At 70.6% G+C, this 24353-nt stretch carries 23 protein-coding genes; 16 read left to right on the top strand and 7 right to left on the bottom strand.

Annotated elements, in window-relative coordinates; all coding sequences use genetic code 11:
* Positions 1–27: 27 nt before the first annotated feature.
* The 4 genes from ABD156_RS08055 to ABD156_RS08040 all read right to left on the bottom strand — a co-directional run bounded on the left by ABD156_RS08055 (position 28) and on the right by ABD156_RS08040 (position 3185).
* Positions 28–483 carry a GNAT family N-acetyltransferase gene (locus ABD156_RS08055; protein ID WP_344268327.1) on the bottom strand — a complete coding sequence of 152 codons (456 nt, stop codon included), beginning with the start codon at positions 481–483 and terminating at the stop codon, positions 28–30.
* Between the two features lie 29 nt (positions 484–512).
* Entirely contained in the window at positions 513–965 is a 453-nt protein-coding gene (locus tag ABD156_RS08050) for a GNAT family N-acetyltransferase (RefSeq protein ID WP_344268324.1), read from the bottom strand.
* Between the two features lie 41 nt (positions 966–1006).
* Positions 1007–1291, bottom strand: a complete 285-nt coding sequence (locus ABD156_RS08045; RefSeq protein WP_009074830.1) for an Lrp/AsnC family transcriptional regulator — start codon at positions 1289–1291, stop codon at positions 1007–1009.
* A gap of 175 nt (positions 1292–1466) precedes the next feature.
* Positions 1467–3185: a DEDD exonuclease domain-containing protein gene (locus tag ABD156_RS08040; RefSeq protein ID WP_344268317.1), complete on the bottom strand. Its 1719-nt coding sequence runs from the start codon at positions 3183–3185 to the stop codon at positions 1467–1469.
* Between the two features lie 120 nt (positions 3186–3305).
* On the opposite strand from ABD156_RS08040, the gene ABD156_RS08035 reads away from it, so the two are divergent.
* From ABD156_RS08035 to ABD156_RS08010, 6 genes are all read left to right on the top strand, one after another.
* Entirely contained in the window at positions 3306–4703 is a 1398-nt protein-coding gene (locus tag ABD156_RS08035; RefSeq protein WP_344268314.1) for an NYN domain-containing protein, read from the top strand.
* Between the two features lie 620 nt (positions 4704–5323).
* Positions 5324–5545, top strand: coding sequence for a hypothetical protein (locus ABD156_RS08030; RefSeq protein WP_037358162.1), 222 nt, complete (start codon positions 5324–5326; stop codon positions 5543–5545).
* Positions 5546–5973: 428 nt separating this feature from the next.
* Complete coding sequence (locus tag ABD156_RS08025; protein ID WP_344268311.1) at positions 5974–7035, top strand: C40 family peptidase; 1062 nt, start codon at positions 5974–5976, stop codon at positions 7033–7035.
* Between the two features lie 138 nt (positions 7036–7173).
* Entirely contained in the window at positions 7174–7821 is a 648-nt protein-coding gene (locus ABD156_RS08020) for an alpha/beta hydrolase (RefSeq protein WP_344268308.1), read from the top strand.
* 7 nt (positions 7822–7828) lie between these two features.
* Positions 7829–8056: a hypothetical protein gene (locus ABD156_RS08015; RefSeq protein ID WP_344268306.1), complete on the top strand. Its 228-nt coding sequence runs from the start codon at positions 7829–7831 to the stop codon at positions 8054–8056.
* A gap of 115 nt (positions 8057–8171) precedes the next feature.
* The gene (locus ABD156_RS08010) at positions 8172–9329 is read left to right on the top strand and encodes a glycosyltransferase family 4 protein (RefSeq protein WP_344268303.1); all 1158 of its coding nucleotides are present in this window, start codon (positions 8172–8174) and stop codon (positions 9327–9329) included.
* Between the two features lie 7 nt (positions 9330–9336).
* Here ABD156_RS08010 and ABD156_RS08005 read toward each other — a convergent pair whose 3' ends face one another.
* Positions 9337–9951, bottom strand: coding sequence for a nucleoside/nucleotide kinase family protein (locus ABD156_RS08005; protein WP_344268300.1), 615 nt, complete (start codon positions 9949–9951; stop codon positions 9337–9339).
* A gap of 53 nt (positions 9952–10004) precedes the next feature.
* Between ABD156_RS08005 and ABD156_RS08000 the strand changes: the two genes are divergently transcribed.
* The 6 genes from ABD156_RS08000 (at position 10005) to ABD156_RS07975 (ending at position 17731) form a co-directional block, all read left to right on the top strand.
* Positions 10005–10412 carry an SRPBCC domain-containing protein gene (locus ABD156_RS08000; protein ID WP_344268297.1) on the top strand — a complete coding sequence of 136 codons (408 nt, stop codon included), beginning with the start codon at positions 10005–10007 and terminating at the stop codon, positions 10410–10412.
* A gap of 25 nt (positions 10413–10437) precedes the next feature.
* On the top strand, positions 10438–11667 hold the full coding sequence (locus ABD156_RS07995) for a cytochrome P450 family protein (protein ID WP_344268294.1): 1230 nt from the start codon (positions 10438–10440) through the stop codon (positions 11665–11667).
* A 45-nt stretch (positions 11668–11712) separates the two neighbouring features.
* Positions 11713–12999 (top strand): adenosylmethionine--8-amino-7-oxononanoate transaminase, encoded by a 1287-nt coding sequence (locus tag ABD156_RS07990; protein WP_344268291.1) that lies wholly within the window; start codon positions 11713–11715, stop codon positions 12997–12999.
* A gap of 140 nt (positions 13000–13139) precedes the next feature.
* Positions 13140–15314 (top strand): SulP family inorganic anion transporter, encoded by a 2175-nt coding sequence (locus ABD156_RS07985; protein ID WP_344268288.1) that lies wholly within the window; start codon positions 13140–13142, stop codon positions 15312–15314.
* A gap of 86 nt (positions 15315–15400) precedes the next feature.
* The gene (gene bioD, locus ABD156_RS07980) at positions 15401–16126 is read left to right on the top strand and encodes a dethiobiotin synthase (RefSeq protein WP_344268285.1); all 726 of its coding nucleotides are present in this window, start codon (positions 15401–15403) and stop codon (positions 16124–16126) included.
* Between the two features lie 1005 nt (positions 16127–17131).
* A complete protein-coding gene (locus ABD156_RS07975) occupies positions 17132–17731 on the top strand; it encodes a DUF2567 domain-containing protein (protein WP_344268282.1) in 600 nt (199 codons plus the stop codon).
* Positions 17732–17999: 268 nt separating this feature from the next.
* On the opposite strand, the gene ABD156_RS07970 is transcribed toward ABD156_RS07975, so the two are convergent.
* Together ABD156_RS07970 and ABD156_RS07965 are read right to left on the bottom strand one after the other, a co-directional pair.
* The gene (locus ABD156_RS07970; RefSeq protein ID WP_344268279.1) at positions 18000–18716 is read right to left on the bottom strand and encodes an LON peptidase substrate-binding domain-containing protein; all 717 of its coding nucleotides are present in this window, start codon (positions 18714–18716) and stop codon (positions 18000–18002) included.
* A gap of 43 nt (positions 18717–18759) precedes the next feature.
* Complete coding sequence (locus tag ABD156_RS07965) at positions 18760–19413, bottom strand: NUDIX hydrolase (RefSeq protein WP_344268574.1); 654 nt, start codon at positions 19411–19413, stop codon at positions 18760–18762.
* 134 nt (positions 19414–19547) lie between these two features.
* On the opposite strand from ABD156_RS07965, the gene nadA reads away from it, so the two are divergent.
* The 4 genes from nadA to ABD156_RS07945 all read left to right on the top strand — a co-directional run bounded on the left by nadA (position 19548) and on the right by ABD156_RS07945 (position 24326).
* Positions 19548–20558 carry a quinolinate synthase NadA gene (nadA, locus tag ABD156_RS07960; RefSeq protein ID WP_116205755.1) on the top strand — a complete coding sequence of 337 codons (1011 nt, stop codon included), beginning with the start codon at positions 19548–19550 and terminating at the stop codon, positions 20556–20558.
* Entirely contained in the window at positions 20555–22204 is a 1650-nt protein-coding gene (locus tag ABD156_RS07955; protein WP_344268274.1) for an L-aspartate oxidase, read from the top strand. Before nadA ends, ABD156_RS07955 begins: the two co-directional genes overlap by 4 nt.
* Positions 22201–23094, top strand: coding sequence for a carboxylating nicotinate-nucleotide diphosphorylase (gene nadC / locus ABD156_RS07950; protein ID WP_344268272.1), 894 nt, complete (start codon positions 22201–22203; stop codon positions 23092–23094). Before ABD156_RS07955 ends, nadC begins: the two co-directional genes overlap by 4 nt.
* A gap of 62 nt (positions 23095–23156) precedes the next feature.
* On the top strand, positions 23157–24326 hold the full coding sequence (locus ABD156_RS07945; RefSeq protein ID WP_344268270.1) for a S8 family serine peptidase: 1170 nt from the start codon (positions 23157–23159) through the stop codon (positions 24324–24326).
* Positions 24327–24353: the final 27 nt, after the last annotated feature.

Below are 24353 nucleotides of genomic sequence, written 5' to 3'. Positions count from 1 at the left end.
GCCTTCTTGCTGTGTTGTCCAGGTTTTCTAGAGCTGGATGCGGCCGACGATCTCGCCGTCCTCGTCGATCTCTCCAGTGGGTTTGAAGCCGAGCCGCAGATAGAACGGCTGTGGACTGTGCTTGCCCGGCATCCAGCTGACTGTCACCGATTCGGCTTCGCGGCGGCGCGCTTCAGCCAGGACGGCTTCGACCGCGAACCGGCCGTAGCCCTTTTTCTGGTGTTTGGCGGCGATGTTCAGCCGCCAGAGGTAGGAGCGGTAGTAGTCGGTCGGGTTGTCCGGGTCGAAGGCGGCCATGACGAAGCCGACGAGTTTCTTCCCGGCGTAGACCAGCCTCGGCCAGGCGATGTCGGGCTGGACGTAGGCTTCGGCGAGCGAACGGGCGACCGAGGCAACGTAGTCGCGCTGAGGTTTCGCCACTTTCAGATCGCAGGCATCGTCCACGTTGTCGACCGTGATTTCGACCAGACGCAGGGTCGTCATGCGAAGTACGGTAGCGCGGCCCGCGAGGTTCAGAGCCGGATGCGAGCGACGACCTCGCCCTCGTGAAGCTGTCCGGTGGGCTCGAAACCCAGCCGCAGATAGAACGGCTCCGGGCTGTGCTCGCCCGGCACCCAGAGCACCGTCGCGGACTCGTTCCCTCGCCGGCGTGCCTCGGCCAGCACCGCTTCGACCGCGAACTTCCCGTAGCCCTTTTTCTGGTGCTCGGCGGCGATGTTCAACCGCCAGACGCCGCAGCGGAAGTAGTCGATCGGACAAGGTGGATCGAGGGCGGCCATGACGAAGCCGACGAGGTCGTCTCCCGCGTAGACCAGCCTGGGCCAGGCAACGTCCGGCTGGGTGTAGGCCTCCGCCAGCGAGCGGGCGACCGGGGCGACGTAGTGCTCCTGGTGAGGCGCTACCGACAGGTTGCAGGCCGCGCCCACGTTGTCGCTGGTGACCTCGGCTAACCGCAGTGTCGTCATGCCCCGGACGTTAGCCCGGGGGTACGACAATTCCGGGCGGGTCAGGCGCCCTCGACGCCGATCTCGAACGCGGAATCGGTGTCGGCGCGCGAGTAGGACCGGAACGCGATGTGGGTGACGGTGTCGAGCACGCCGCGGACCTTGCCGATGCGGCCCGGGATCAGGTCGGCGAGGTCCTCGTGGGCCTGCACGCGCACGGTGGCGATGAGGTCGACGTCCCCGGCGCACGAGTAGACCTCGGACACCTGGTCGAGGTCCGCGATCGCCTGCGCGGCCTGCGGGATCTCCTCGGCCTCTACGTTGATCAGCACGATCGCCGTGATCACAGCGTTCCTCCCACTTGCTCGCGGTAATTCCTCGAGCGCGATCGTAGCCGGGAACGAGCCCGCGCACGCCGCAGCGGGGCGGTCAGCCCGCGCGGCGGCCGGGACCGGGCGTCGGCGACCCGGGCTTGGCCAGTTCGCGACGGGTGGTTGGTTCGGCCTCGGGTCAACGCGGCTGTCAGCCTGCGATGTGTTCGAGGGACCGGGCGTCGGCGACTCTGGCGAGCCAGGCCTGCCAGCCCGCGACGGCCGCGGGTTCGGCCCACGGTCGCGTAGTACGGACAAGCCGGGTCCCAGGGCGGGCGAGCCAGCGCAGCAAGATTCCGACCTCCTCACCGGGAGCACCGCGCAACGGCCCATCGCCAGGCAGCACGGTTTCCCCTGCGGCGACCAAGGATTCGACCACCGGCATCGGCGGCACGCCACGGCGCGCGACTCCGGCGGAGGCGAGCCTGCCGTAGCGGATGACCGACAGTTCCCAGCCGCCGTTGCCGTCCGGTGCGGCGGCGATGAGTTCCGCGACCGACGCGAGCGCGGCCTGCCGGTGCGCGCGGCCGACGGCGCGGACCAGCCCGGCCAGTTCGTCGCGGTGCCGGGCGGCTTGTTCGTAGTGCCTTCGCTCCGCCATTTCCTCCAGCCTCGCCGCGGCCAGATGCAGCGGACGGCCGTCGTGACCAGCGATGAGCCCGCGGGCGGCCTCGACGGCGGGGGAGTAGTCGTCGACCGTCTGCCTTCCCGCGCACGGCGCTCCGCAACGGCCGAGTTCCGCCAGCACGCACGGCGTGCCGGACGCGGAGGTGGCCGAGATGCGTTGCGTGCAGGTGCGCAGGCCGGAGGCATCGGCGAGGGTTTCGGCGGCGGTGCGCGCGTCGGCTTGGCTGCGGAACGGCCCGAGCGTGCCCGCGCGCGGCAGGCGCACCACCGAAAGCCGCGGGAAAGCCTCGTCGGTGAGGCTGATCCACCAGCCGTGGTGCGGGTTTTTCGACCGCCGGTTGTACGCCGGCCGGTGCGCGGCGATCAGCCGCAGTTCGCGGATCTCGGCTTCGAGGGAATGCGCGCACTCGATGGCGTCCACCCGCTCCGCCAGCGCGACCATTTCCCGGATCCGGCCCCGGCTTTCGGAACCGGTGAAATAAGTCCGCACGCGCCGTCTCAGGTCCCGCGCGGTGCCGACGTACAGCACTTCGTCGCGCGGTCCCTTGAAGAGGTACACGCCGGGCCGCGACGGGAGGTCGGCGGCGAGGTTTCGCTTGCGGCGCTGGGCAGGCGTGACGTCCGGGAGGTAGTCGATCAGCTCCTCGACAGTGTGGACGCCGACGTTGCCGACGCGCTCCAGCAGCGCGTGCAGGACATCGGTGGTGGCGCGGGCGTCGTCGAGCGCGCGGTGCGTCGGCCGGGTGCGCGCGCCAAGAAGCATCGACAGCGACGACAACCGGTAGCTGCGCGCTTCTTCGCGCGGGATGACGCGACGCGCGAGCTTCACTGTGCAGACGACGGTGGGGCGCGGCCAGACGTAGCCGTGCCCGTCGCAGGCCGCCTTCATGAAGCTGGTGTCGAAGCCGGAGTTGTGCGCGACCAGCACGGCGCCCGCGATGAACTCCAGGAACGCGGGCAGCACGCGTTCGATCCGCGGCGCGTCGTAGACCATGGCCTGCGTGATCCCGGTCAGCTCGACGATCTGCGGCGGGATCGGCGTGCCCGGGTTGACCAGCGTCGCGAACTCGCCCAGCACCTGTCCGGCGCGGACCTTGACCGCGCCGATCTCGGTGATCCCGTCCGGGCCGGGCTTGGTGCCGGTGGTTTCGAGGTCGAACACGACGAACGTGGTGTCCCGCAGCGGGGTGCCGAGCTCGTCGAACGCCAGCTGAGCCTGGTCCGGCCTCGGTCGGGTCTCCATGATCGCGCACAGTAGGACCGACCACCGACATTCTTCGCGCGCGCGGCCTGTGGCCCGATGGTGACCAGCGGAACGGGCCGGTGCGGCGCGGGATCCGGCGGCGGGGCCTACCCTGGACCAATGCACCCCCAGCCCGTCGAGCCGGAAGAAGCCGCGGAGGCCGTCGGCCCCTCGGCGGTTCCGGCGCGGGCGGAGGAGGACGCCGGGGTCCCGGAAGCGGGGACGTGTCCGGAACCGTCGTCGTGGACGAGCCTGCCGGAGGCGGTGCGCGAGCGCATCGCCGAACTGGCCGCGGCCGCGGTGGCGAAACTGCCGGTCGCGGACGTGCCGAGGCAGTTGCGGCCGGTCGCGAAGTTCGCTCCGGCCAAGCGCGCGAAGCTCGGCGGCACCGCGCTGCTGACCGCGTTGGGGGATTCCGCGCAGTTCCGTACCGCGGTCCTGGAGTGGCTGCGGGAGCACCGGACAGACGCGCTGGACCCGAACGTTTCGGACTCGGTCGCGGCCGCGGCCGCCGCGGTGCTGCTCGGTGAATCCGGTGCGGCCGGACGCGTGCGGCTGGTCGCGAAGAACGCCGAGGAAACGGCGTTGCGCGCTGAGCGGGACGCGGCGCTGGCGCGGAATCAGCGGCTGGAAGTCGAAATCGCCGAGCTGCGGGCCGAGCTGGAAGAGGCGCGCGGGGCGGTCGAGAGCGTGCGCGGGGAACGCGAGGCCGAGGTCGAGAAGCTGCTGCGCCGGCTGCGTGAGCAGGGCGTGCTCTTGCGCCAGGCCAAGGACGCGGCCGAGACGGCGCGGACCGAGCTGGCCGACGGGGGCGCGACGCGGGAACGCGAGATCGAGACGCTGAACGTGCAGCTCGACCGGGAGCGGCGTCGGGTCGCTTCCGAACGCGCCCGTGCTGAACGGGCGGTCGCGGACGCGGAGATGGCGCGGCAATCGGCGCGCGAGGCTCGAGAGGCCGACGAGGTCCGGCTGGCGTTGCTGGTGGACACGATCGACGGCGCCGTGCACGGCTTGCGTCGTGAACTCGCTTTGGGCGACCGTGGCGCACGCCCTGCCGACATGGTGAGCGGCGCGCGGTCCGGGCTCGGCCCTGGCGGGCGGATCCAGGACGTCACGGCGCTCGACCGGCATCTGGCACTGCCGAACGTCCATCTCATCGTGGACGGCTACAACGTCACCAAAACGGGTTATCCGGAACTGGCGCTGGCCGACCAGCGAGACCGGCTGGTGCATCAGCTTTCGGCGCTGGCGGCGCGCACGTCGGCGGAGGTCACGGTGGTGTTCGACGGGGCCGGTGTGCTGTCGGTGCCCGCCGCGGTGCCGCGCGGGGTGCGAGTGCTGTTCTCCGAGCGTGGCGTGCTCGCCGACGACGTGATCCGGTCCTTGGTCGCGGCCGAGCCGAAGGGCCGTCCGATGGTCGTCGCGACGTCCGACCGGGCGGTCGCGGACTCGGTCCGCGCGGCCGGTGCGCACCCCGCTCCGTCCGCGGTGCTCGTCAGCCGATTGGGTCGAGTCTGAGCCTGCCCGGCTCGCGGGCCCCGGAAATTGTCGGTGGTGCTTCCTACCGTTTGTTCCCGAGGCGATTCCCGGAACCGGTCCGGGGCCTCGCGAGGTACGGAGGCACGGCGATGGGCGAGAACAAGCAGGAGCGGTTCGGTGCCGGTTCCGGCGTGCGTGCGGAAGGCTCGGCTGGGGTCAGCGGGGAACTTCGCTTCGCGGCGGGTCCGGGGGATCGGGGCGCTGGTGTCGGCGGCGGGGCGGCTCAGCGGTCTCGGCCGCCGGACCGGGGCGGTCACCCGGGCGGGGTGGGTTCTTCGGTGAGTCTTGCCACTGGGGTGAGTCCGGCCACGCGGGACCGGGATTTGGAGGCGTGCCGGGAAAGCGGTGTTTCGGCTGGTTCCGGCGGGAGTCTCGAGGGGGCGGCTGATGCTGCGGGCTCGCCAACCGTGCCGGAGCGGGCGCGGCCTGGTGCGGTCGACGAGGCGGGGGCCGACGACCCGGCGGGAACGGGTGCGGGTGAGCCTGTCGGCCTTGCTCGGTCCCGGCGTTCGGCGCGGCGGCACCCAGACGCGTCGCGAAGCGCGAAGCGGGCGAAACCCGTTACCTCCCACCAGGAAGAGCGGCGGCCGGCCGGTGCGGTGGACGTCGCGGTCGAGGACATCGACACGTTCGTCGTCGATTGCGACCGGTGTGCGGTGCGCGGGGCGGCGTGTGCCGATTGCGTGGTCAGCGTGCTGCTCGGGCCGCCGGTCGGCCTCGTCTGGGACGCGGACGAGCGGCGAGCTGTCGACGCGCTCGCCGAGGCGGGGATGGTGCCGCGGCTGCGCCTGGTTCCGGAGACAGACAGTAGGTCGGCGTGACACCAGTGGGTGACACTGGCTCGCCGAGCGGTCGCCTCGGTGCGGTGAACGGTAAGTAACGGAGGGAGCCGTTTGTGCTGCCGCAGCGTGTGGTCTAAGTCACATTGAACTGCCGTGCTGGTCCGATGGTGTTTCACCGGACTACGGAGAGTTTTTACGGGGGGCCCGGTGGACGCGCCGACGGTCTTTTCGTAACCTGGCCGAGATCTCGCGCCAGGCAGCTGTCGGACGACGGCGACGCGGGATCGCCGCCGGTTCGGCTTTGTCGGGGAGTCAGGACTGGAACCAACCACCGTGCGCGGAAAAGCTGTTGTGGAACACGACGGCCGGAACGCGGACGGGCAGCGTGCGCGAAGAGGGCCCCCGACCTCTTCCGCGCCGGGGTTCCGGCCACGGCGGCCCGACGAGCAAAGGAGACCCGCGCGGCCGTGCAGTCGCATCCAGTCAAGCGCGTGGTGTCAGGCGCCCTCGCGGCCGCCTCGGTGATCGCAATCGTCACCGCGGCGCAGCCAGCGGGCACCGCAGCCGCTTCCCCCCTCCCCGTCCTCCAGGCCCCGCCGGACTCCGGTTCGGACGCTCTCGCCAAGTACCGCGACCTCGCGGCGCAGGCGGAGAAGGCGAACGAGGACCTCCTCAAAGCCAAAGACGACCTGTCCGCACGCCAAGGCGACCTCGACAAGGCCAACGGAGACGTGGGCAACGCCCACAACCTCTCCGCGCAGGCCGCCGAGAACGAGAAGAAGTACAAGGTCGACGTCGACAAGTTCGCGAACGCGTCGTTCCTGTCCGGCGTGCAGATGAACAAGCTGTCCGCGCTGCTGGCGGGCACGTCGACGCAGGAGTTCCTCGACCGTTCGGCGGCGCTGGACCAGATCGCGTCGCAGAAGGCCACCGCGCTCGAGAAGCTCCAGGGCGCGGTCGACCAGGCCAAGGCCGCCGAGAAGCTGGCCGCCGACGCCGCGCAGCGGGCCACCGCGGCGCGCGACGCGGCGGCGAAGCTGACCGAAGACATCACGGCCAAGAAGAAGACGCTCGACGACCAGGTCGCCGAGCTGAAGAAGACCACGGCGGGCCTGAGCCAGGCGGACCGGAACGCGCAGAAGGACACCGGCGGCGACATCTCGGTGGACCTCGCGAACGCGGGCCCGGCCGCGGCGGCCGCGGTCCAGGCCGCGCTGAGCCAGCGTGGCAAGCCCTACGAGTGGGGCGCCACCGGGCCGAGCTCGTACGACTGCTCCGGGCTCATGCTGTGGGCCTACAAGCAGGCGGGCGTCTCGCTGCCGCGTTCGAGCCAGGCGCAGAGCCAGACCGGCACGCCGGTCCCGCGCAGCCAGCTCCAGCCCGGCGACCTGGTGTTCTACTACACGCCGGTTTCGCACGTGGGCATGTACATCGGCAACGGGATGATGGTGCACGCGCCGACCACCGGCGACGTCGTCAAGATCTCGCCGCTGCAGAGCCAGTACGTGGGCGCGCGCCGGGTCGCCTGACCGGACGTTCTCGCCTCACCGGGGCGGTACCGCATGACGCGGTGCCGCCCCGGTGTCGTTTGCGGGGCGCGCCAGCGAAGAAGACATCCGCTAGCTTCGAGCCTGGCCGACAGCACTGCTGACCCGAAGGAGCCGACGATGTCGCTCGCGGGCGAACTGGTCACCGAGACCTTCGAATACGAGGGCGGTCGCCAGGTCACGGTCTACATTCCGGCAGGTCGGCCCACAGCAGTCGTGTTCGCCGGTGACGGCGAGTTGATCTCGCAGTGGGGCAGCGACCTCGAAGCCGCCGACGTGCCGCCCGCGATGATCGTCGGTGTGCACCGCTCGGCCGACGAAACCCTGCGGCTGCACGAATACTCGCCGGGCTTCGATCCGGACCGATTCTCGGCGCACGAGAGGTTCTTCTGCGAAGACGTCGGCCACTGGGCGCGATCGAGGTTCGGGGTGGCGCTGCCCGCCGAGCGCACCGCCGTGTGCGGTGTCTCGGCTGGTGGAGAATTAGCGCTGGCCCTGGGGCTTCGGCATCCGGACGTCTACGGCACGGTTTTGTGCGCCTCGCCCGGAGGCGGTTATCGACCGCCCGCTGACCTGCCGACGCTTCCTCGCACCTACCTCGTCGCCGGGACACAGGAACCGTTCTTCCTCCAGAACGCGACCCGGTGGGCGGACGCGTTGCGCGATGCCGGAGCGGACGTCGTCTTGACCGAGCGAGCCGGATCGCACGGCGGCGCGTTCTGGCGCGAAGAGTTCTCGCTGATGGTGGCGTGGGCGTTCGGGGCATGATTTGCCGGTGAACGAACTGGTGGCGATCGAGCTGGCTGACGATGAGCGCGCCGCGCTGTCTCGTGGACTGCCTGAATGGCGCGGGCTAGGCACCGAGGAACTTGCGGTGGCGATGGGCTTCCTGGGGCGCGACTGGTCGATCACGCATTTCGGACGAGGAGACGTTCAAGATCCTGCGGTGGTTGCAACGAGCGATCGCAAGCGCGCTCCGCGGAGCACTCCCTCGTCGCGATGACCGAGCGTCCGACAGGTAAACCACCGCATTGTTCGTCAGGTCGGCAAGTACCTGGCAAGGCGTTCTCGCTTCACCGGCCCGCTCCGGCGAAACCATCCGTCGGTAGCCTGCGGGGGTGCTGAGGACCCTGCTCGTGACGAACGACTTCCCGCCGCGCCCCGGGGGTATCCAGAACTACCTCAATTCGCTGGCCACCCGGCTGCCCGCGGACGACCTGGTCGTCTACGCACCTTCCTGGGAACGCAGCAGCGGCTCGCACGTCGAGTTCGACGCGGCCGCGCCGTTCGAGGTCGTGCGGCATCCGACGTCGCTGATGCTGCCCACCCCGGACGTCCTGCGCCGCGCGAAGCAGATCATGCACGCTCGCGACTGCGAGGCCGTCTGGTTCGGCGCGGCCGCTCCGCTCGCGCTGCTTGGGCACCCGCTGCGGCAGGCTGGCGCGCGCCGGATCGTCGCGTCCACGCACGGGCACGAGGTCGGCTGGTCGATGCTTCCTGGCTCGCGGCAGGCGTTGCGGCGGATCGGCGAGACTGTCGACGTCGTCACGTACGTCAGCAAGTACACGCGCAACCGATTCGCCGCCGCGTTCGGTCGGCATGCTGGGCTGGAAATGCTGCCGAGTGGTGTCGACACCACGGTTTTCGCGCCCGATCCGGCTGGTCGCGAAGAGATCCGCACCCGACATGGTCTCGGCGATCGGCCGACGGTCGTGTGCGTTTCGCGGCTGGTTCCGCGCAAGGGGCAGGACATGCTGATCGCCGCGCTGCCCGCGATCCGCGAGCGCGTGCCCGGTGCGGCGTTGCTGCTCGTCGGCGGCGGTCCGTACCGGAAGCGTCTTGCCCAGCTGGCCGCGGCGCTCAACGTCACCGACGACGTCGTTTTCACCGGCTCGGTGCCGTGGGAAGAACTGCCCGCGCACTACAACGCCGGCGACGTCTTCGCGATGCCTGCCCGCACCCGCGGCAAGGGGCTCGACGTGGAAGGGCTCGGCATCGTCTACCTGGAGGCGTCCGCGACCGGGCTGCCGGTGGTCGCGGGCACGTCCGGCGGGGCGCCGGAGGCGGTGCTGGACGAGGTGACCGGCCACGTGGTCGACGGCCGTGACCCGGGTCAGCTCGCGGAGACTCTGGCGGCCCTGCTGTCCGACCCGGTCCGCGCCCGCAGGATGGGCGAGGCGGGCCGTTCGTGGGTCGCCGAGAACTGGCGCTGGGACACGATGGCGAAGCGCCTCTCGACCCTCCTGGACGGCGATCCGGTGGCGGCGGTGCGCTGACCCGGGATCAGGGTTCGTAGATCGCTGGGTGGCGCGGGTCGTCTACTCGGACCACGACGTCCGCGAGGGCGCTCGGGTCGACTTCGTTTTCGTAGCGTTCGTATGCGGGAAGCGCCCATTCGTCGGATACGCGACGGCGGAGCGCACCCGGCGAAAGCCACAAATGCACCACGAAATCGAACGCCAATCCCGCGCCCAGCAAGAACTCTCCGTCGACTAATACGACGCCGCGGTCCGGGACCGGGACGCGCGGCAGCCTGGTCGCGCGGTCGCGTTCGGCGTCCCACAGCGCGGGCAGCACTTCGCCGCTGCCGTCGTCGGCAAGCGGGTCCAGGACTTCCCGGCGCAGACCGCCCACGTCGAGCCAATCGGTATACCGGGCGTCGGGATCTTGTTTGCCGTGCTCGAAACGGAGTGACGCTGGTCGCAAAAAACCGGCGGCGGGCACGTGCAGCGCGGCCCGGCCGAGCAGCTTCAGCGGGCCGGTCAGCGCCTCGGCGAGCGGGCCCGTTCCGGCCGCTCCGTCGACCGCGACCGCGATTCGTCGGCGGTGGGTGAGCGCGTCGACGCGCTCGGTCAGCTCGGCGGCCAGGGCGTCGGGGGAGATGGGGCGGTAGCGCACGATCGCATGATCCCGCACCGGTTTCCGTCGGTCCCCGATGCCATGATGGCGGCATGGCCAACGAGGAGGGCAAGACCGGGCGGAGTGGTTGGGAGACAGCCGTTTCCCGCACGATGCCGTACCCGGGCAGCCGGGTATGGGAGTTCTTGGTGGGGGACGGGGTGGAGATCTGGCTGGGCCCTGGCGTCGAGCTGCCGCGCGAGCGCGGGGCCGGATACGAGACCGAACACGGCACGACCGGCGAAATCCGCAGTTACACCGACGACCGCTTGCGGCTCACCTGGCGGCCGACGGACTGGGACCACGATTCCTTGCTGGAGCTCGAGGTCGCGGATCTCGGCAAGCGCAGCACGCTGAAAATCCGGCAGGAACGGCTCGCGGACGTGGCGGAGAAAGCCGAGCAGCGGGCATATTGGAAACAAGTGGTCGAGCGCGTCGAGGCGGCATTGGCCGAACGCTGACCGAACCGCACTGGGGGTCCCAGCAGTGGGTGTCGACGAACAAACCGAAGAACTCCCTTACGCGGGCGAGGAATTCTGGCAGAACCCGCACGAATGGCTGGCGCGGCGGCGCGAATCCGGCGCGGTGTGCCCGATGACCGCCCGCCGCGGCATCCCGTCCTACCTGGTCAGCGGATACGAGCAGGCGCGCGAGCTGCTCAACGATCCGCGCGTCAGCAAGGACAGCACGGACGTGGCGCGGGTGATCACCGCGAAGGTCGGCCAGGACGTCCAGGGGCCGGACTTCGGCACCCTGCTCACCCGGCACATGCTCAACAGCGATCCGCCGGCCCACACGCGGCTGCGCAAGCTGGTGAACAAGGCGTTCACCGCACGCACCGTCGCCCGGCTGCGGCCGCGGATCCAGGAGATCGCCGACTCGCTGCTCGACGAGATGGCCGGGCACGAGCAGGCCGACCTGGTGCAGGCGTTCGCCGAGCCGTTGCCGATCACCGTCATCTGCGAGCTGCTCGGCGTGCGGATCGAGGACCGCGGCGAGTTCACCGCCTGGTCGCACACGCTGCTGTCGTTCGCCGCGGAAGAGGAATCCCAGGCCGTGGCGGCGGGCGAGATGCAGGCCTACCTGCAGCAGCTGGTCGAGAGCAAACGCGCCGAACCGGCCGAAGACCTGCTCTCGGACCTCGTGCACGCCAGCGACGAAGGCGATTCCCTCGACGGGGACGAGCTGATCTCGATGGCGTTCCTGCTGCTGATCGCCGGGCACGAGACCACGGTCAACCTGATCGCCAACGCCACGTTCGCCTTGCTGCGCGCACCCGGACAGGCGGAAAAACTGCGCGCCGACCCGAGTTTGATGCCGGGTGCGGTCGAGGAGTTCCTCCGGTTCGACGGACCCATCAACTTCGCGACGCTGCGCTACACGGTCGAGGACGTCGAGGCGGGCGGCGTCACCATCCCGACCGACGAGTTCCTCAACATTTCGCTGCTGGCGGCCAACCGCGACCCGGAGAAGTTCCCCGATCCGGACACGCTCGACGTCACCCGCCCGCCCGGCGGGCACCTCGCGTTCGGGCACGGCATCCACTACTGCGTCGGCGCGCCGCTGGCCCGGCTGGAGGCGGAGATCGCGCTGGGCTCGCTGCTGAAGCGGTTCCCGAAGCTGAGCCTGGCCGTGCCCGCCGAGGACATCGTCTACCGGCCGAGTTCGCTGGTGCACGGCGTGCTGGCGCTGCCGGTGCGGCCGGACGGGGCGTAGCGGTTGTCACTGCGGTTCCGCCCGCCGCCCGGTTAGGGTCGGCGGGTGGAACCCAGTGCTGCTGATCTCCTCGCCCTCGACGCCGCGCACGTGTGGCATCCCTACGCGCCGATGCCGAGCCGCGTCCCGCCCCTGCTCGTGGAAGAGGCGAGCGGAGTGCGGTTGAAGCTCGCCGACGGAAGGGAACTGGTCGACGGCATGTCGTCCTGGTGGGCGGCGGTGCACGGCCACCGGAACCCGGTGCTCGACGCGGCGCTCGCGGAGCAGGCCGGGCGGATGAGCCACGTGATGTTCGGCGGGCTCACCCACGAACCGGCGATCAGGCTCGCGAAGACGCTGGTCGACCTGACTCCGGACGGGCTCGAGCACGTGTTCCTGTGCGATTCGGGCTCGGTTTCGGTCGAGGTCGCGGTGAAAATGTGCCTGCAGTACCAGCGTTCTCGCGGGCTGCCCGGCAAACATCGGCTGCTGACCTGGCGCGGCGGCTATCACGGCGACACATTCACGCCGATGAGCGTCTGCGATCCGGACGGCGGCATGCATTCGCTGTGGCGAGGAGTGCTGCCGGAACAGGTTTTCGTGCCGGCGCCGCCGTCCGGGTTCGACACCCCGGTCGACCAGTCCTATGTGGACGAAGTGGCGAAGGCGATCGAGCAGCACGCGGACGAACTGGCCGCGGTGATCGTGGAACCGGTGGTGCAGAACGCGGGAGGTATGCGGTTTCACCATCCCGGTTACCTGCGAGCGCTGCGCGAGCTGACTCGTGAGCACGACGTACTGCTGGTGTTCGACGAGATCGCGACCGGATTCGGCCGTACCGGAACGCTTTTCGCGGCCGAGCACGCTGGCGTGACGCCCGATGTGCTGTGCGTCGGCAAGGCGCTCACCGGCGGCTACCTCACGATGGCCGCCGCGTTGTGCACGCCTGAAGTCGCCGACGGCATCGCGCGCGGCGAGCTGCCGGTGCTCGCGCACGGCCCGACATTCATGGGAAATCCGCTGGCTTCGGCGGTCGCCAACGCTTCGCTCGGCTTGCTGGCTGAAGGCCAATGGCAGTCCGATGTGGCCCGGATCGAAACCACGCTGCGGCAAGGACTTGAGCCGGCCCGGGAGCTGCCGCACGTCGTGGACGTGCGGGCGCTGGGCGCGATCGGCGTGCTGCAGCTGGATCACGAGGTGGACCTGGGCGTCGCGACCGAGGTGGTGACGGCCGAAGGCGTGTGGCTGCGCCCGTTCCGGGATCTGATCTACACGATGCCGCCGTACATCAGCACCGACGCGGACCTGGCGGTGATCATGTCGGCGATGCGGGCCGCCGCGGCGAAGGCCTGAGGTTACTTCGGGTTAGGCGTGGCTGCGTGTAGTGGTCCGAGCTTAGTCGCGCAACCCGATCGTGGGTAATTCGATAAAGATCCACTCCATAGAGTGGGACATAGCGGACATTTCACAGGGATCCCGGTTTCCTGGTGATCATGAGACGACTTGCCGTGCTTCGCCACGACGTGCCCGCCTCGCTCGTGGTCTTCCTCGTCGCGGTCCCGCTTTCGCTCGGGATCGCCCTCGCGTCCGGCGCGCCGATCGTCGCCGGGCTGATCGCCGCCGTCGTCGGCGGCGTGGTCGCCGGTGCGCTCGGCGGCTCTCCGCTGCAGGTCAGCGGGCCCGCCGCCGGGCTCACCGTGCTGATGGCCGAGACGATTTCCACCTTCGGGTGGGCGGTCACCTGCCTGATCACCGTCCTCGCCGGCGCGCTGCAGATCCTGTTCGGGCTGAGCCGCGTCGCGCGGGCGGCGCTGGCCATCTCGCCGGCGATCGTGCACGGGATGCTCGCCGGGATCGGCATCACGATCGTGCTCGGCCAGCTGCACGTGCTGTTCGGCGGAAAGGCGCAGAGTTCGGCGCTGGAGAACATCGCCCAGCTGCCCGCGCAGATCGCCGCCCACCACGACGCCGCCGCGCTGATCGGCGTCCTGACCCTCGCCATCCTCCTTGCCTGGCCCAAACTCCCCGCCGCGGTCAGGAAAATCCCCGGTCCGCTCGCGGCGATCGCCGTCGCGACGCTCGTGTCCCTCGTCGCCGGGATGACGCTGCCGCGCGTCGAACTGTCCGGCGATCTGCTGCAGATCCGCTTCGCGCCGCAGCTGCCGGACGGCGGATGGGGCCAGGTCGCGGTCGCGGTGGTCACGATCGCGCTGATCGCCAGCGTCGAGAGCCTGCTGTCCGCGGTCGCGGTCGACAAACTGCAGAACGGCCCGCGCGCCAACCTGAACCGCGAGCTGATCGGCCAGGGCGCGGCGAACATGGTGTCCGGCGCGCTCGGCGGCCTGCCGGTGACCGGTGTGATCGTGCGCAGCTCCACGAACGTCGCGGCCGGGGCGCGCACGCGGGCGTCGGCGATCCTGCACGGCGTGTGGGTGCTGGTGTTCGTGGTGGCGCTCGCCGGGGTGCTGAAGTCGATTCCGCTGGCCGCGCTGGCCGGGCTGCTCGTGCATGTCGGCGCGAAGCTGGTGAATCCCGGGCATCTGCGGCAGGTGCTGCGACACGGCGATCTGCCGCTTTACCTGGTGACCGTCGCCGGGGTCGTCGTGTTCGACCTGCTGACCGGCGTGCTCGCCGGGATTGTGCTGGCCGTGTTGCTGATGCTGCGCCGCACCGTGTGGTCGGGCGTGCATGCCGAGCAGCACAGCGGCGAATGGCGGGTGATTGTCGAAGGCGTGCTGACGTTCCTGTCGGTGCCGCGGCTGACGAAGGTGCTCGGCACGATCCCGGAGGGGTCGAAGGTGACGCTGGAGCTGGTCGCCGATTACCTCGACCACGCGGCGTTCGAAAGTCTTTCCGCCTGGCAGCAGGCGCACGAACGCACCGGCGGCACGGTGGTCGTCGACGAGATCGGGCATCCGTGGTTCGCCAAGGGCAAGGAAGGCCGCCCGACGCTCCGGCGCACCGCGGCGGCGGGCGCGATGCCGAGGTGGCTGGCTCCGTGGTCGGCTTGGCAGGCCGTGGACGTGCGGGTTCCCGGGCAGCGCACGCATCGCGGCGCGACGGAGTTCCAGCGCCGGGCCGCGCCGCTGCTGAAGGACGTCCTGAGCGGGCTCGCGCACGCTCAGCAGCCGCACACGCTGTTCATCACTTGCGGTGATTCGCGGATCGTGCCGAACCTGATCACCACGTCCGGTCCGGGCGATCTGTTCACCATCCGCAACATCGGCAACCTGGTGCCGCCCGGGCAGGCCGATCCGTCGACGAACGCGGCGATCGAATTCGCGGTCGGGGTGCTGGGCGTGCGGGAAATCGTGGTGTGCGGGCACTCCTCGTGCGGTGCGATGGGCGCGCTGGCCAGCGGTCCGCCCGCGGACACCGCGCTGGCGACCTGGCTGGTGCACGCCGAACCGAGCCGGAAGCGGGCCGGGGCGGTGACCCTCGACGGGGACCGCCCGGAGCGCGAACCGGACCGGCTGGCGTTGCACAACGTCCTGCAGCAGCTGACGCATCTGCGGCAATATCCGCTGGTGGCCGAGGCCGAAGCGCGCGGGGAGCTGGCGCTGACCGGGCTGTACTTCGACGTCGGCGAGGCGCAGGTGTACCTGTCCGACCCGGCGACGGGGAAGTTCATGGCCGCCGGAGCGCCCGCCGCGGCTCCCGCCGGCTGACTCGGGCCCTCGCGCGTGCCCTCCGGTGCGCGCGAGGGAACCCCCGAGTGTTGACATCGGGGAGCACGTCAATATCTTGATGGCTCGTGACGACGCTCGTGATGACCGGAACCGGGACCGACGTCGGCAAAACGGTCGCCACCGCGGCGATCGCGGCGCTGGCCCTCGCGCAGGGACAACGCGTCGCGGTGCTGAAACCCGCACAGACCGGCGTGCTCCCCGGGGAGGCGGGCGACCTCGCCGAGGTGGTGCGCCTTGCGGGCAAGGACCTGACGATCCGCGAACTGCGGCGTTATCCGGACCCGCTGTCCCCGGAAGCCGCTTCCCGCCGCTCCGGGCTCCCGACCGTCGGCCCCGGCGAGATCGCCGCCGCCGCGAGCGACCTGGACTCCACCCACGACCTGACGCTGGTCGAGGGCGCGGGCGGGCTGCTGGTCCGGTTCGATCCGCAGGGAAGCAGCCTGGCGGATGTCGCCTGGTCGCTGGGCGCTCCGGTGGTTCTGGTCGCCCAAGCCGGGCTGGGCACGCTCAACACCACCGCGCTGACGGCCGAAGTCGCCACCCGGCGGGGCCTGAACGTCGTGGGCGTCATCATCGGATCCTGGCCCGCCTCGCCGGACTTGGCCGCCCTGGAAAACCTCCGCGACCTGCCAGTTGCCGCCGGCGCCCCGCTGCTGGGCGCCCTCCCCGCCGGTTTGGGCGCCGCCGATCGCGAGACCTTCGCCGACCAGGCCCGGTCCGGGTTGTCCCCGTGGTTCGGCGGCGAGTTCGACCCGGAGGCTTTCACCGCCGCCGCCTCCACCCAGAACTAACCCCTTCTCGCCTCACTACCCCCTCTCGCTACCCCTTCTTGCCCCCGCCGTAGCCCTGACCACTCACCCGACCACAACGAGAAATCGCCCCGGTTTCTGGACTGAGCGATCCGATCGGCCCCCCGGGCCGAGCGGATCGGGAGGGAAGAAACCGGATGAAGGCGATTTCTCCGCCGCGACGGAGTCGCGGCCATCAAACACAGTTTGGTGAGTCAAAAACCTCAGCCAGGCGAGGCTGAGTTGGGTGGCCGCTCGGCTTGAGCGGGGCTGGGTGCTGTGAGTATCGGGCTGGGCTGAGGCTGGGTGTGGTGATCGGTCGGCTTGAGCCGGGCTGGGTGCCGTGGGCGTCGGGCTGGGCCGAGGCTGGGTGGGTGGCCGCTCGGCTTGAGCCGAGCTGGGTGCCCTGGGTATCGGGCTGGGCTGAGGCTGGGCGTGGTGATCGGTCGGCTTGAGCCGAGCTGGGTGCCCTGGGTATCGGGCTGGGCTGAGGCTGGGCGTGGTGATCGGTCGGCTTGAGCCGGGCTGGGTGCCGTGGGCGTCGGGCTGGGCCGAGGCTGGGTGGGTGGCCGCCCGGCTTGAGTGGGGCTCGGTGCCGTGGGTATCGAGCTGACCCGAGGCCGCGAACCGTTCCCGCTCAGCTCGACCGAGGCAGCGAACCCTTGGCACCCGACGTGACCGCAACAGCGAGCCTTCCGCACCCCGCCTAAGCAAGACCGCGAGCCTCTGCGCCCAGCCTGCGCACCGGACCCGCCCAGCTTGGCCAGCCGTGAGCCGTCAGCCCCCGGCTTGACCCACGTCGCGAACCTTGTCACCCAACTTGTCCGAGCCCGCGCACCCTCCCCGCCGTGAGCGACCCAAGCCCGCAACACCCGCCCTGCCCAGCCTCCAGCCCATTCCCGCCCGGCTTGGCCCAAACGACGAGCCGTTCGCCGCTGTCTTGGGCACAACCAGTTACCCTCAGTCCCGCACACTCGCAGAACGCACGCGCAGGGAAGGGAGTCCCCGGTGGTCGATTCCGCGGGAAAGGCGGCGCATCGGTCGTCAGCGGTTGCCGAGGGCTGGTCGGTGCCGGTGTTGTTTCCGCCGCAGCGTCCGCGGGTGGTGGTGAAGGCTGATCTTCTTCCTGCGGTGAGCGTCCTGTCGACGGCTGCGTTGCTCGGGATTCCGATGGGCTGGTTGTGGTCTCTTCTTGCTCCGGCCGAGCGGGTGCGGGTGATCAGCACTAACGGTCAGCTGGCGCCGTTGGAGTTGGAGAGCTGGCATCGGTTCGACGATCTGGCTGTGTTCGGGTTTCTGGCGATGGCTACCGGGTTGCTGATCGGGCTGGTGGTGTGGTTCCTGCGGGAGCGGCGCGGGCCGGTGGTGCTGGTGGCGGCGGCCGGCGGGGCGTTGGTCGCGGCTTGGCTCGGGACGCAGATGGGGCCCGCGTTCGCCAACTCGAAGTATTCGGTTGACGCGCCGCCCGCGTTGGGGGCGGTGATCGAGCAGGCGCCTCGGATCGAGACGGGGTGGGTGGTGCTGGCCGCGCCGTTGGTGACTTGTTTGGTTTATGCGTTGATGACGGCGTGGAATGGGCGTGAGGATCTTGGGCGGCGGCTGGGGTGAGTCGGCTCGTCGCCTGGCGGCGACCTTGCCGTGGTGGTTGCGTGGGGCACCCCGAAGCTTGATTGTGCTGACGGTCTGGGGATGCTTGTCAAGGCGGGAAAGATGCCTTGACAAGCATCCCCAGACCGCAGGGAGGCTTCGTATCGGGGTGCGGGGGAGGGGCTGGGTGCACCTCGAGTTGGGTGCGCTGGTGCGGTTTTGGGGACGTGAGGGGAACCCTGAGGGAATCAGAGTCCGTGAAGGTGGCCCTCACGGCACTCGCCCCGGGCTAGTTCAGGTCGGAGGGCTTGGTGAAGGTCGCCAGTTCGGTCGGCGGAAGCGGGACCGCGCCCAGGGTTTCCAGGAATCCGGCTTCCCTGGTGAGCAGGCGGCAGACTATGCGCAGCCGGCGCAGCGGGTGAGTTTCCTCCAGCAGGAGCTGACGGTCTTCCAGCGGGAGCAGGCAGTCTGCGGCTAGTTGGTAGGCGAGTTCGCCCAGGTCGGCGTCGTCGTGGGGCGGGTGCCAGTCGTCCGCGTGCCAGGCGGCTTCGCAGTAACGCTCGTGGGCGGCGCGGGCTACCTTGGCCAGTTGGCGGGCCGTCGATTCCGCTGTGGCGGGGACTGGGTCGTCGGGGAGCCAGTCCACGACGGCCATCAGGTACGGGGCGGACGCTCGGTGCAGTTCGCGCAGGCGGAAGCGGCGCGAGGCGCGGGTGACTACGTCGTAGCGGCCGTCCGGGAGGCGTTTTGCTTCGCGCAGGATCGTGCTGCAGCCGACGCCGTACACGTGGTCCAAACCACTGACCTCGCGGACGAGCGGGGCGCGCAGGGCGACCACGCCGAACTCGTGCTCCGGGACGTTGCCGGTGACCAGGTCCGCGGTGAGCTGCCGGTAGCGCGGTTCGAAGATGTGCAGCGGCAGGTGCGTACCGGGGAGCAGCACCGTCTGCAACGGGAACAACGGCAGGGTCGCCGTCCCGCTGGGGCACTGCTCTGGCTCGGTCACGCGGTCCACGGTACGGGCTGCGGAGCGCTGGCGCAGTTCGTGTTTACCGCCGCGGCGGTGGCTTCAGGACCGCGAAAGGGTCGGTGATGTGCATGTCTTTCGCGGCAAAAGAAAACAGCGCCGCAGGTCGTCCGCCGGTCCGGCCGGGGGGTGCGGTGTGTCCGGTGGGGACCAGCAGACCGCGCCGTTGGAGCACGCGCTGCAGGTTCGTCGCGGACACCTTGTAGCCGAGTGCGGCGGAGTACAGGCCGCGCAGTGCGGAGATGGTGAATTCCTCTGGGGCCAGCGCGAAACCCAGATTGGTGTAGCTCAGTTTCGAACGCAGGCGGTCGCGGGCGCGCAGCACGATGGCCTCGTGGTCGAACGCGGTGCGCGGCAGGGCGTTCACGTCGTGCCACTCGGTGTCTTCGGGGACCGCTGGGTCGACATCGGAGGGGACTAAGCCCAGGAACGCGGTCGCTACGACGCGTGGGCCGGGGACGCGGTCCGGAGCGCTGAAGACGGACAGCTGCTCGACGTGCTTCAGCTGGCGGACGTCGACCTTCTCCGCGAGTTGGCGGCGGATGGAGGTTTCGACGTCCTCATCGGGGCGCAATCGGCCGCCGGGGAGCGACCAGCGGCCTAGGTGCGGATCTAGTGCTCGGCGCCACAAGAGGACGCGCAGTGTGTCGGAGCGCACTTGAAGGACTGCCGCCAGAACCTCGTGGGCGAGGGGGGCTCGGGTGTTAAGATGGCTTCGCACGGTTTTCGATTATAAGGCGAAAACCGGGATGGGGAGGAACCGGGGTCGATCCGGTTCCTAGGCCGGCGAAAGTCGAGAGGGCCGAAGACATGACCACCACGCTTGACCAGGATCTGACCCCTTACGGCGGGGTCGAGGCGGACGCCGACTGGGCCGCCCGCGTGCGGGAGCTCGCCCGCAAGCGCGACGCGGTGCTGCTCGCGCACAACTACCAGGTCCCGGAGATCCAGGACATCGCGGACTTCACCGGCGACTCTCTGGCGCTCAGCCGCATCGCGGCCAGCAGCGACGCGTCGACGATCGTCTTCTGCGGCGTGCACTTCATGGCCGAGACGGCGAAGATCCTGGCTCCGGAGAAGACGGTGCTGATCCCGGACGCGCGGGCCGGCTGCTCGCTCGCCGACTCCATCACCGGCGCCCAGCTGCGCGAGTGGAAGGCCGAGCACCCGGGCGCGGTGGTCGTCTCGTATGTGAACACGACGGCCGAGGTCAAGGCCGAGACGGACATCTGCTGCACGTCGTCGAACGCGGTCGACGTCGTCGCTTCCATCCCCGCTGACCAGGAAGTTCTCTTCCTGCCGGACCAGTTCCTCGGCGCGCACGTCAAGCGCGTGACCGGGCGCGAGAACATGCACATCTGGGCGGGGGAGTGCCACGTGCACGCCGGGATCAACGGGGCCGAGCTGGCCGCGCGCGCCGAGGAGAACCCGGACGCCGACCTGTTCATCCACCCCGAATGCGGCTGCGCGACCTCGGCGCTTTACCTGGCAGGCGAGGGCGCGGTGGCTCCGGAGCGGGTCAAGATCCTGTCCACCGGCGACATGGTGCACGCGGCGCGCGACACCAAGGCGACCTCGGTGCTCGTGGCTACCGAGATCGGCATGATCCACCAGCTGCGCAAGGCCGCGCCGGAGATCGACTTCCGCGCGGTGAACGACCGGGCCTCGTGCCGGTACATGAAGATGATCACCCCGGCCGCGCTGCTGCGGAGCCTCACCGAGGGCGCGGACGAAGTCCACGTCGACCCGGAAACGGCTTCGCGGGCTCGCGCCTCGGTGCAGCGGATGATCGAAATCGGGCAGCCTGGCGGTGGGGAATGAGCGGCCTAGTTAACGCCGATGAGGCGAAAACCGCACCGGATCCGCGCTGGGAGGCCCGGGCCGATGTGGTCGTGATCGGCAGCGGCGTGGCCGGGCTTTCGGCGGCGCTGCGGGCGCGTGAACTCGGGCTGCACGTGCTGGTCGTGACGAAGGCAGCGGTCGCGGACGGCAACACGCGGTGGGCGCAGGGCGGCGTGGCCGTGGTGCTCGACGGCGAGCGCGACGAGGGCGACACGGTCGAGAAGCACACGGCGGACACGCTCACGGCCGGAGCCGGGATCTGCGACGAGGCCGCGGTGCGGTCGATCGTCGGCGGCGGTCCGGCGGCGGTCACCGAGTTGCGGCAGAACGGCGCGGTGTTCGACCACAGTTCGAGCGGGCTGTCGCGGGCGCGCGAGGGCGGGCACAGTGCGTTCCGGGTGATTCACGCGGGCGGCGACGCCACCGGTGCGGAGGTCGAGCGCGCGCTTGTGGCGCAAGCGGGCGAGCGGCGGATTCCGGTGCTGGAGCACCACATCGCGGTCGACGCGCTGCGTACGCCGGCGGGCGAGGTGGCCGGGGTGACGGTGCTCGATCGCAACGGCGTGCCAGGTGTGGTGCGCGCGTCCGCGGTGGTGCTGGCGAGCGGCGGGTTCGGGCAGCTGTATCAGGCGACGTCCAATCCGGAGATCGCGACCGGTGACGGGCTGGCGCTTGCTTTGCGTGCCGGGGCGACGGCCGCCGACATCGAGTTCGTGCAGTTCCACCCGACGGTGCTGTATACGCCGGGCGCGCGCGGGCGGTGTCCGCTCGTCACGGAGGCGGTGCGCGGCGAGGGCGCGACGCTTGTGGACGGCGCGGGCGCGTCGGTGATGGCCGGGGTGCATCCGCTCGGGGATCTGGCCCCGCGCGACGTCGTGGCGGCGGCGATCACCCGGCGGCAACTGTTGGCTCCCGGCGGCATCGACGATCACGTTTTCCTTGACGCCACTGGCATTCCCGGCTTCGCCAAGCGGTTTCCGACGGTGCACGCGGCGTGCGCGGTGCTCGGCATCGACCCGGCGGTGGACGCGATTCCGGTGACGCCCGCGGCGCACTTCGCGTGCGGCGGCGTGGTGGCCACTGTGGACGGACGGTCGAGCGTGCGCGGGTTGTACGCGGCGGGCGAGGTCGCGCGGACCGGGTTGCACGGGGCGAATCGGCTGGCGTCCAACAGTCTTCTCGAAGGGCTGGTCGTGGGACAGCGGACCGCAGAGGCGGTCGTCGCGGATCTGGCCGCCGGGTTGCTGCCGGATCCGGCACGGGGCCGGATTCCGGAAAGGACGGTCGCGCCGGCGGCGGAACGTGATGTGCTGCAACGGGTGATGAGCCGGTACGCGGCGATCGGCCGGGACGCGGACGGGCTCGCCGCGGCGGGTTCGGCGCTCGATTTGTCGACAACGGACAGTCCGTTGTGGACGCACCGCGCGGTCGAGGACGCGGCGCTCACCTTGGCGGCGCAGGCGTTGCTCGCGGCCGCGGAGCGGCGGACGGAATCGCGGGGATGTCACGTGCGGACGGACTTCCCCGAGCGGGACGAGGGGCTGCGGCGGAGTCAGCTGATCCGGCTGAGCCCGTCGGGACAGCCGGTGCTGGTCGAGGCGACGTCGTTGGAAGGGGTGGCATGAGCGGGGAATTCTCCGAAGCGGTCGTGCGGTCGCTGGTGGTGGACGGGCTGGACGTCGCGGACGTGCGGCGGGTCGTGACTACCGCGCTGGAAGAGGATTTGCGGTACGGGCCGGACGCCACGACGGCGTCCACGGTCCCGGCGGACGCCCGTGCGGTGGCGGAGCTGACGCCGCGCGTCGCCGGTGTCGTGGCTGGGATTCCGGTGGCGCTGGCAGTTTTCGACCAGGTGCTCGGCGAGGACTACGAGGTGGTCTCGATCCGCGAGGACGGTTCGCCCGCCGTCCCGGGGGAGCCGGTGCTCGTGCTGCGCGGTCCGGTGCGCGGGTTGCTGACCGCGGAGCGCACCGCGCTGAACCTGCTGTGCCTGCTGTCCGGAGTGGCGACGGCGACCGCGGCGTGGGTGTCCGCGATAGACGGAACCGGTGCTGCGGTAAGGGATTCGCGCAAAACGACGCCGGGGCTGCGGCTGCTGCAGAAGTACGCGGTGCGGTGCGGCGGCGGCGTGAACCACCGGATGGGTCTCGGCGACGCGGTGCTGATCAAGGACAACCACGTGGTCGCGGCCGGTTCGGTCACCGCGGCGCTGGCGGCGGCGCGGGAACACGCGCCGCAGCTGCCATGCGAAGTCGAGGTGGATGACCTGGCTCAGCTGGACGAGGCGCTGGCCGCGGGGGCGGACGAGGTGCTGCTGGACAACTTCACGCCGGAAGAGTGCGTGAAGGCGGTCGCGCGGCGGGACGAGGTGTCGCCGAAGACGCGGCTGGAGTCGTCCGGCGGGCTGACGCTCGACCGTGCGCGACCGTACGCCGAATCCGGTGTGGACTATCTCTCCGTCGGCGGGCTCACGCATTCCTCGCCCGCTCTCGATCTCGGGATGGACCTGCGATAACCCTGTCGCCGCGGCCCGCTCTCCACTAGAATCTCCTTGTCCGACAAGGGGAGGGGGCCGCGGTGCGGGGAATTGCCGCCGGAGCGGTGGCCGCGCTCGTGGTGCTCGGCCTGCCCAGCACGGCGACCTCGGCCCGCGCGGCCGCGTGCGCGAATCCGTCCGGCCCGTACACCGGCGCGGTGTCCTGGGGGCAGCGGCTGGTCAACCCGCCGCGGCTGTGGGCGCTGACCAGGGGCGAGGGACAGACCGTCGCGGTGATCGGCACCGGCGTCGACAAGCAGAACGCGCAATTCGGGCCGGGACAAGTGCTCGGCGGCGCCGGCACCGCGGATTCCGACTGCGACGGCCGCGGCACGATCGCCGCGGGAATCGTCGGCGCGCAGCAGGCGAACGAGACCACCTTCACCGGCGTCGCGCCCGGAGTGAAGCTGCTTCCCTTGCGCTACACCGAAAGCAACGGTTCCTCCTCGGACGGCGGCGGTGATCCGGGCGCGCTGGCCGGGGCAATCGAGACGGCGGTCGATCGCGGCGCGGGCGTGATTCTCGTGGCGGTCCCGGCGGGTTCGGACAGCCCGGCGCTCGGCGCGGCGCTCGAGCACGCGAAGTCTCGTGGTGCCGTGGTGATTTCGGCCGCGGCGGCCACTCAGCAAGGGGCGCATACGTATCCGACCGCGTCGAAGGACGTGCTCGCGGTCGGCTCGACGGACGAATCCGGCGCGCCGGTGCAGACCGAAGCCGGGGATTACCTCGGAATCGCCGCGCCTGGCGCGAATCTGGTGAGCACGTCGGCGGGCGGCGGGGGCGCGGTGGCGCATCGGTGGCCGATCACCGACCCGAGCCTGGCCGCGGCGTATGTCGCCGGGGTGGCGGCGCTGGTTCGTTCGGCGCATCCGGAGCTGAAGGGCGAGCAGGTGGTGAACCGGTTGACGCTCACCGCTTCCCGGCCGCCGTCCGGGGCGCACGATCCGCGCCGGGGCTGGGGAATGCTCGACGCTTACGCCGCGGTGTCGTCGACGTTGCCCGCCAACGCGCCCGGCCCGAGTGCGGCCGCGGTGCGGTCTCAGCTGCCCGCGGTGGTTCCGGCGGCCGCGGAGGCTCGGCCGACGTCTGATGTCGCGGCGGGAGTTGTTGCGGTGGGCGGGGTCGCGGCGGCTGCTGCGGCGGGGATCGGGGTGGCGGCGTTCCGGCGGGGGCGGCGGCGCGGATGGCGGCCGTCGCGGTTTCGGGCGTGATCGGCGGTTCTAACCGGGATTAACGTG

Origin of the sequence: Amycolatopsis albidoflavus (assembly GCF_039525725.1) — a bacterium.
Lineage (GTDB): Bacteria > Actinomycetota > Actinomycetes > Mycobacteriales > Pseudonocardiaceae > Amycolatopsis > Amycolatopsis albidoflava.
The sequence above is the reverse complement of the archived record's forward strand: the minus strand, read 5'-3'. Positions and strand labels throughout refer to the sequence as shown.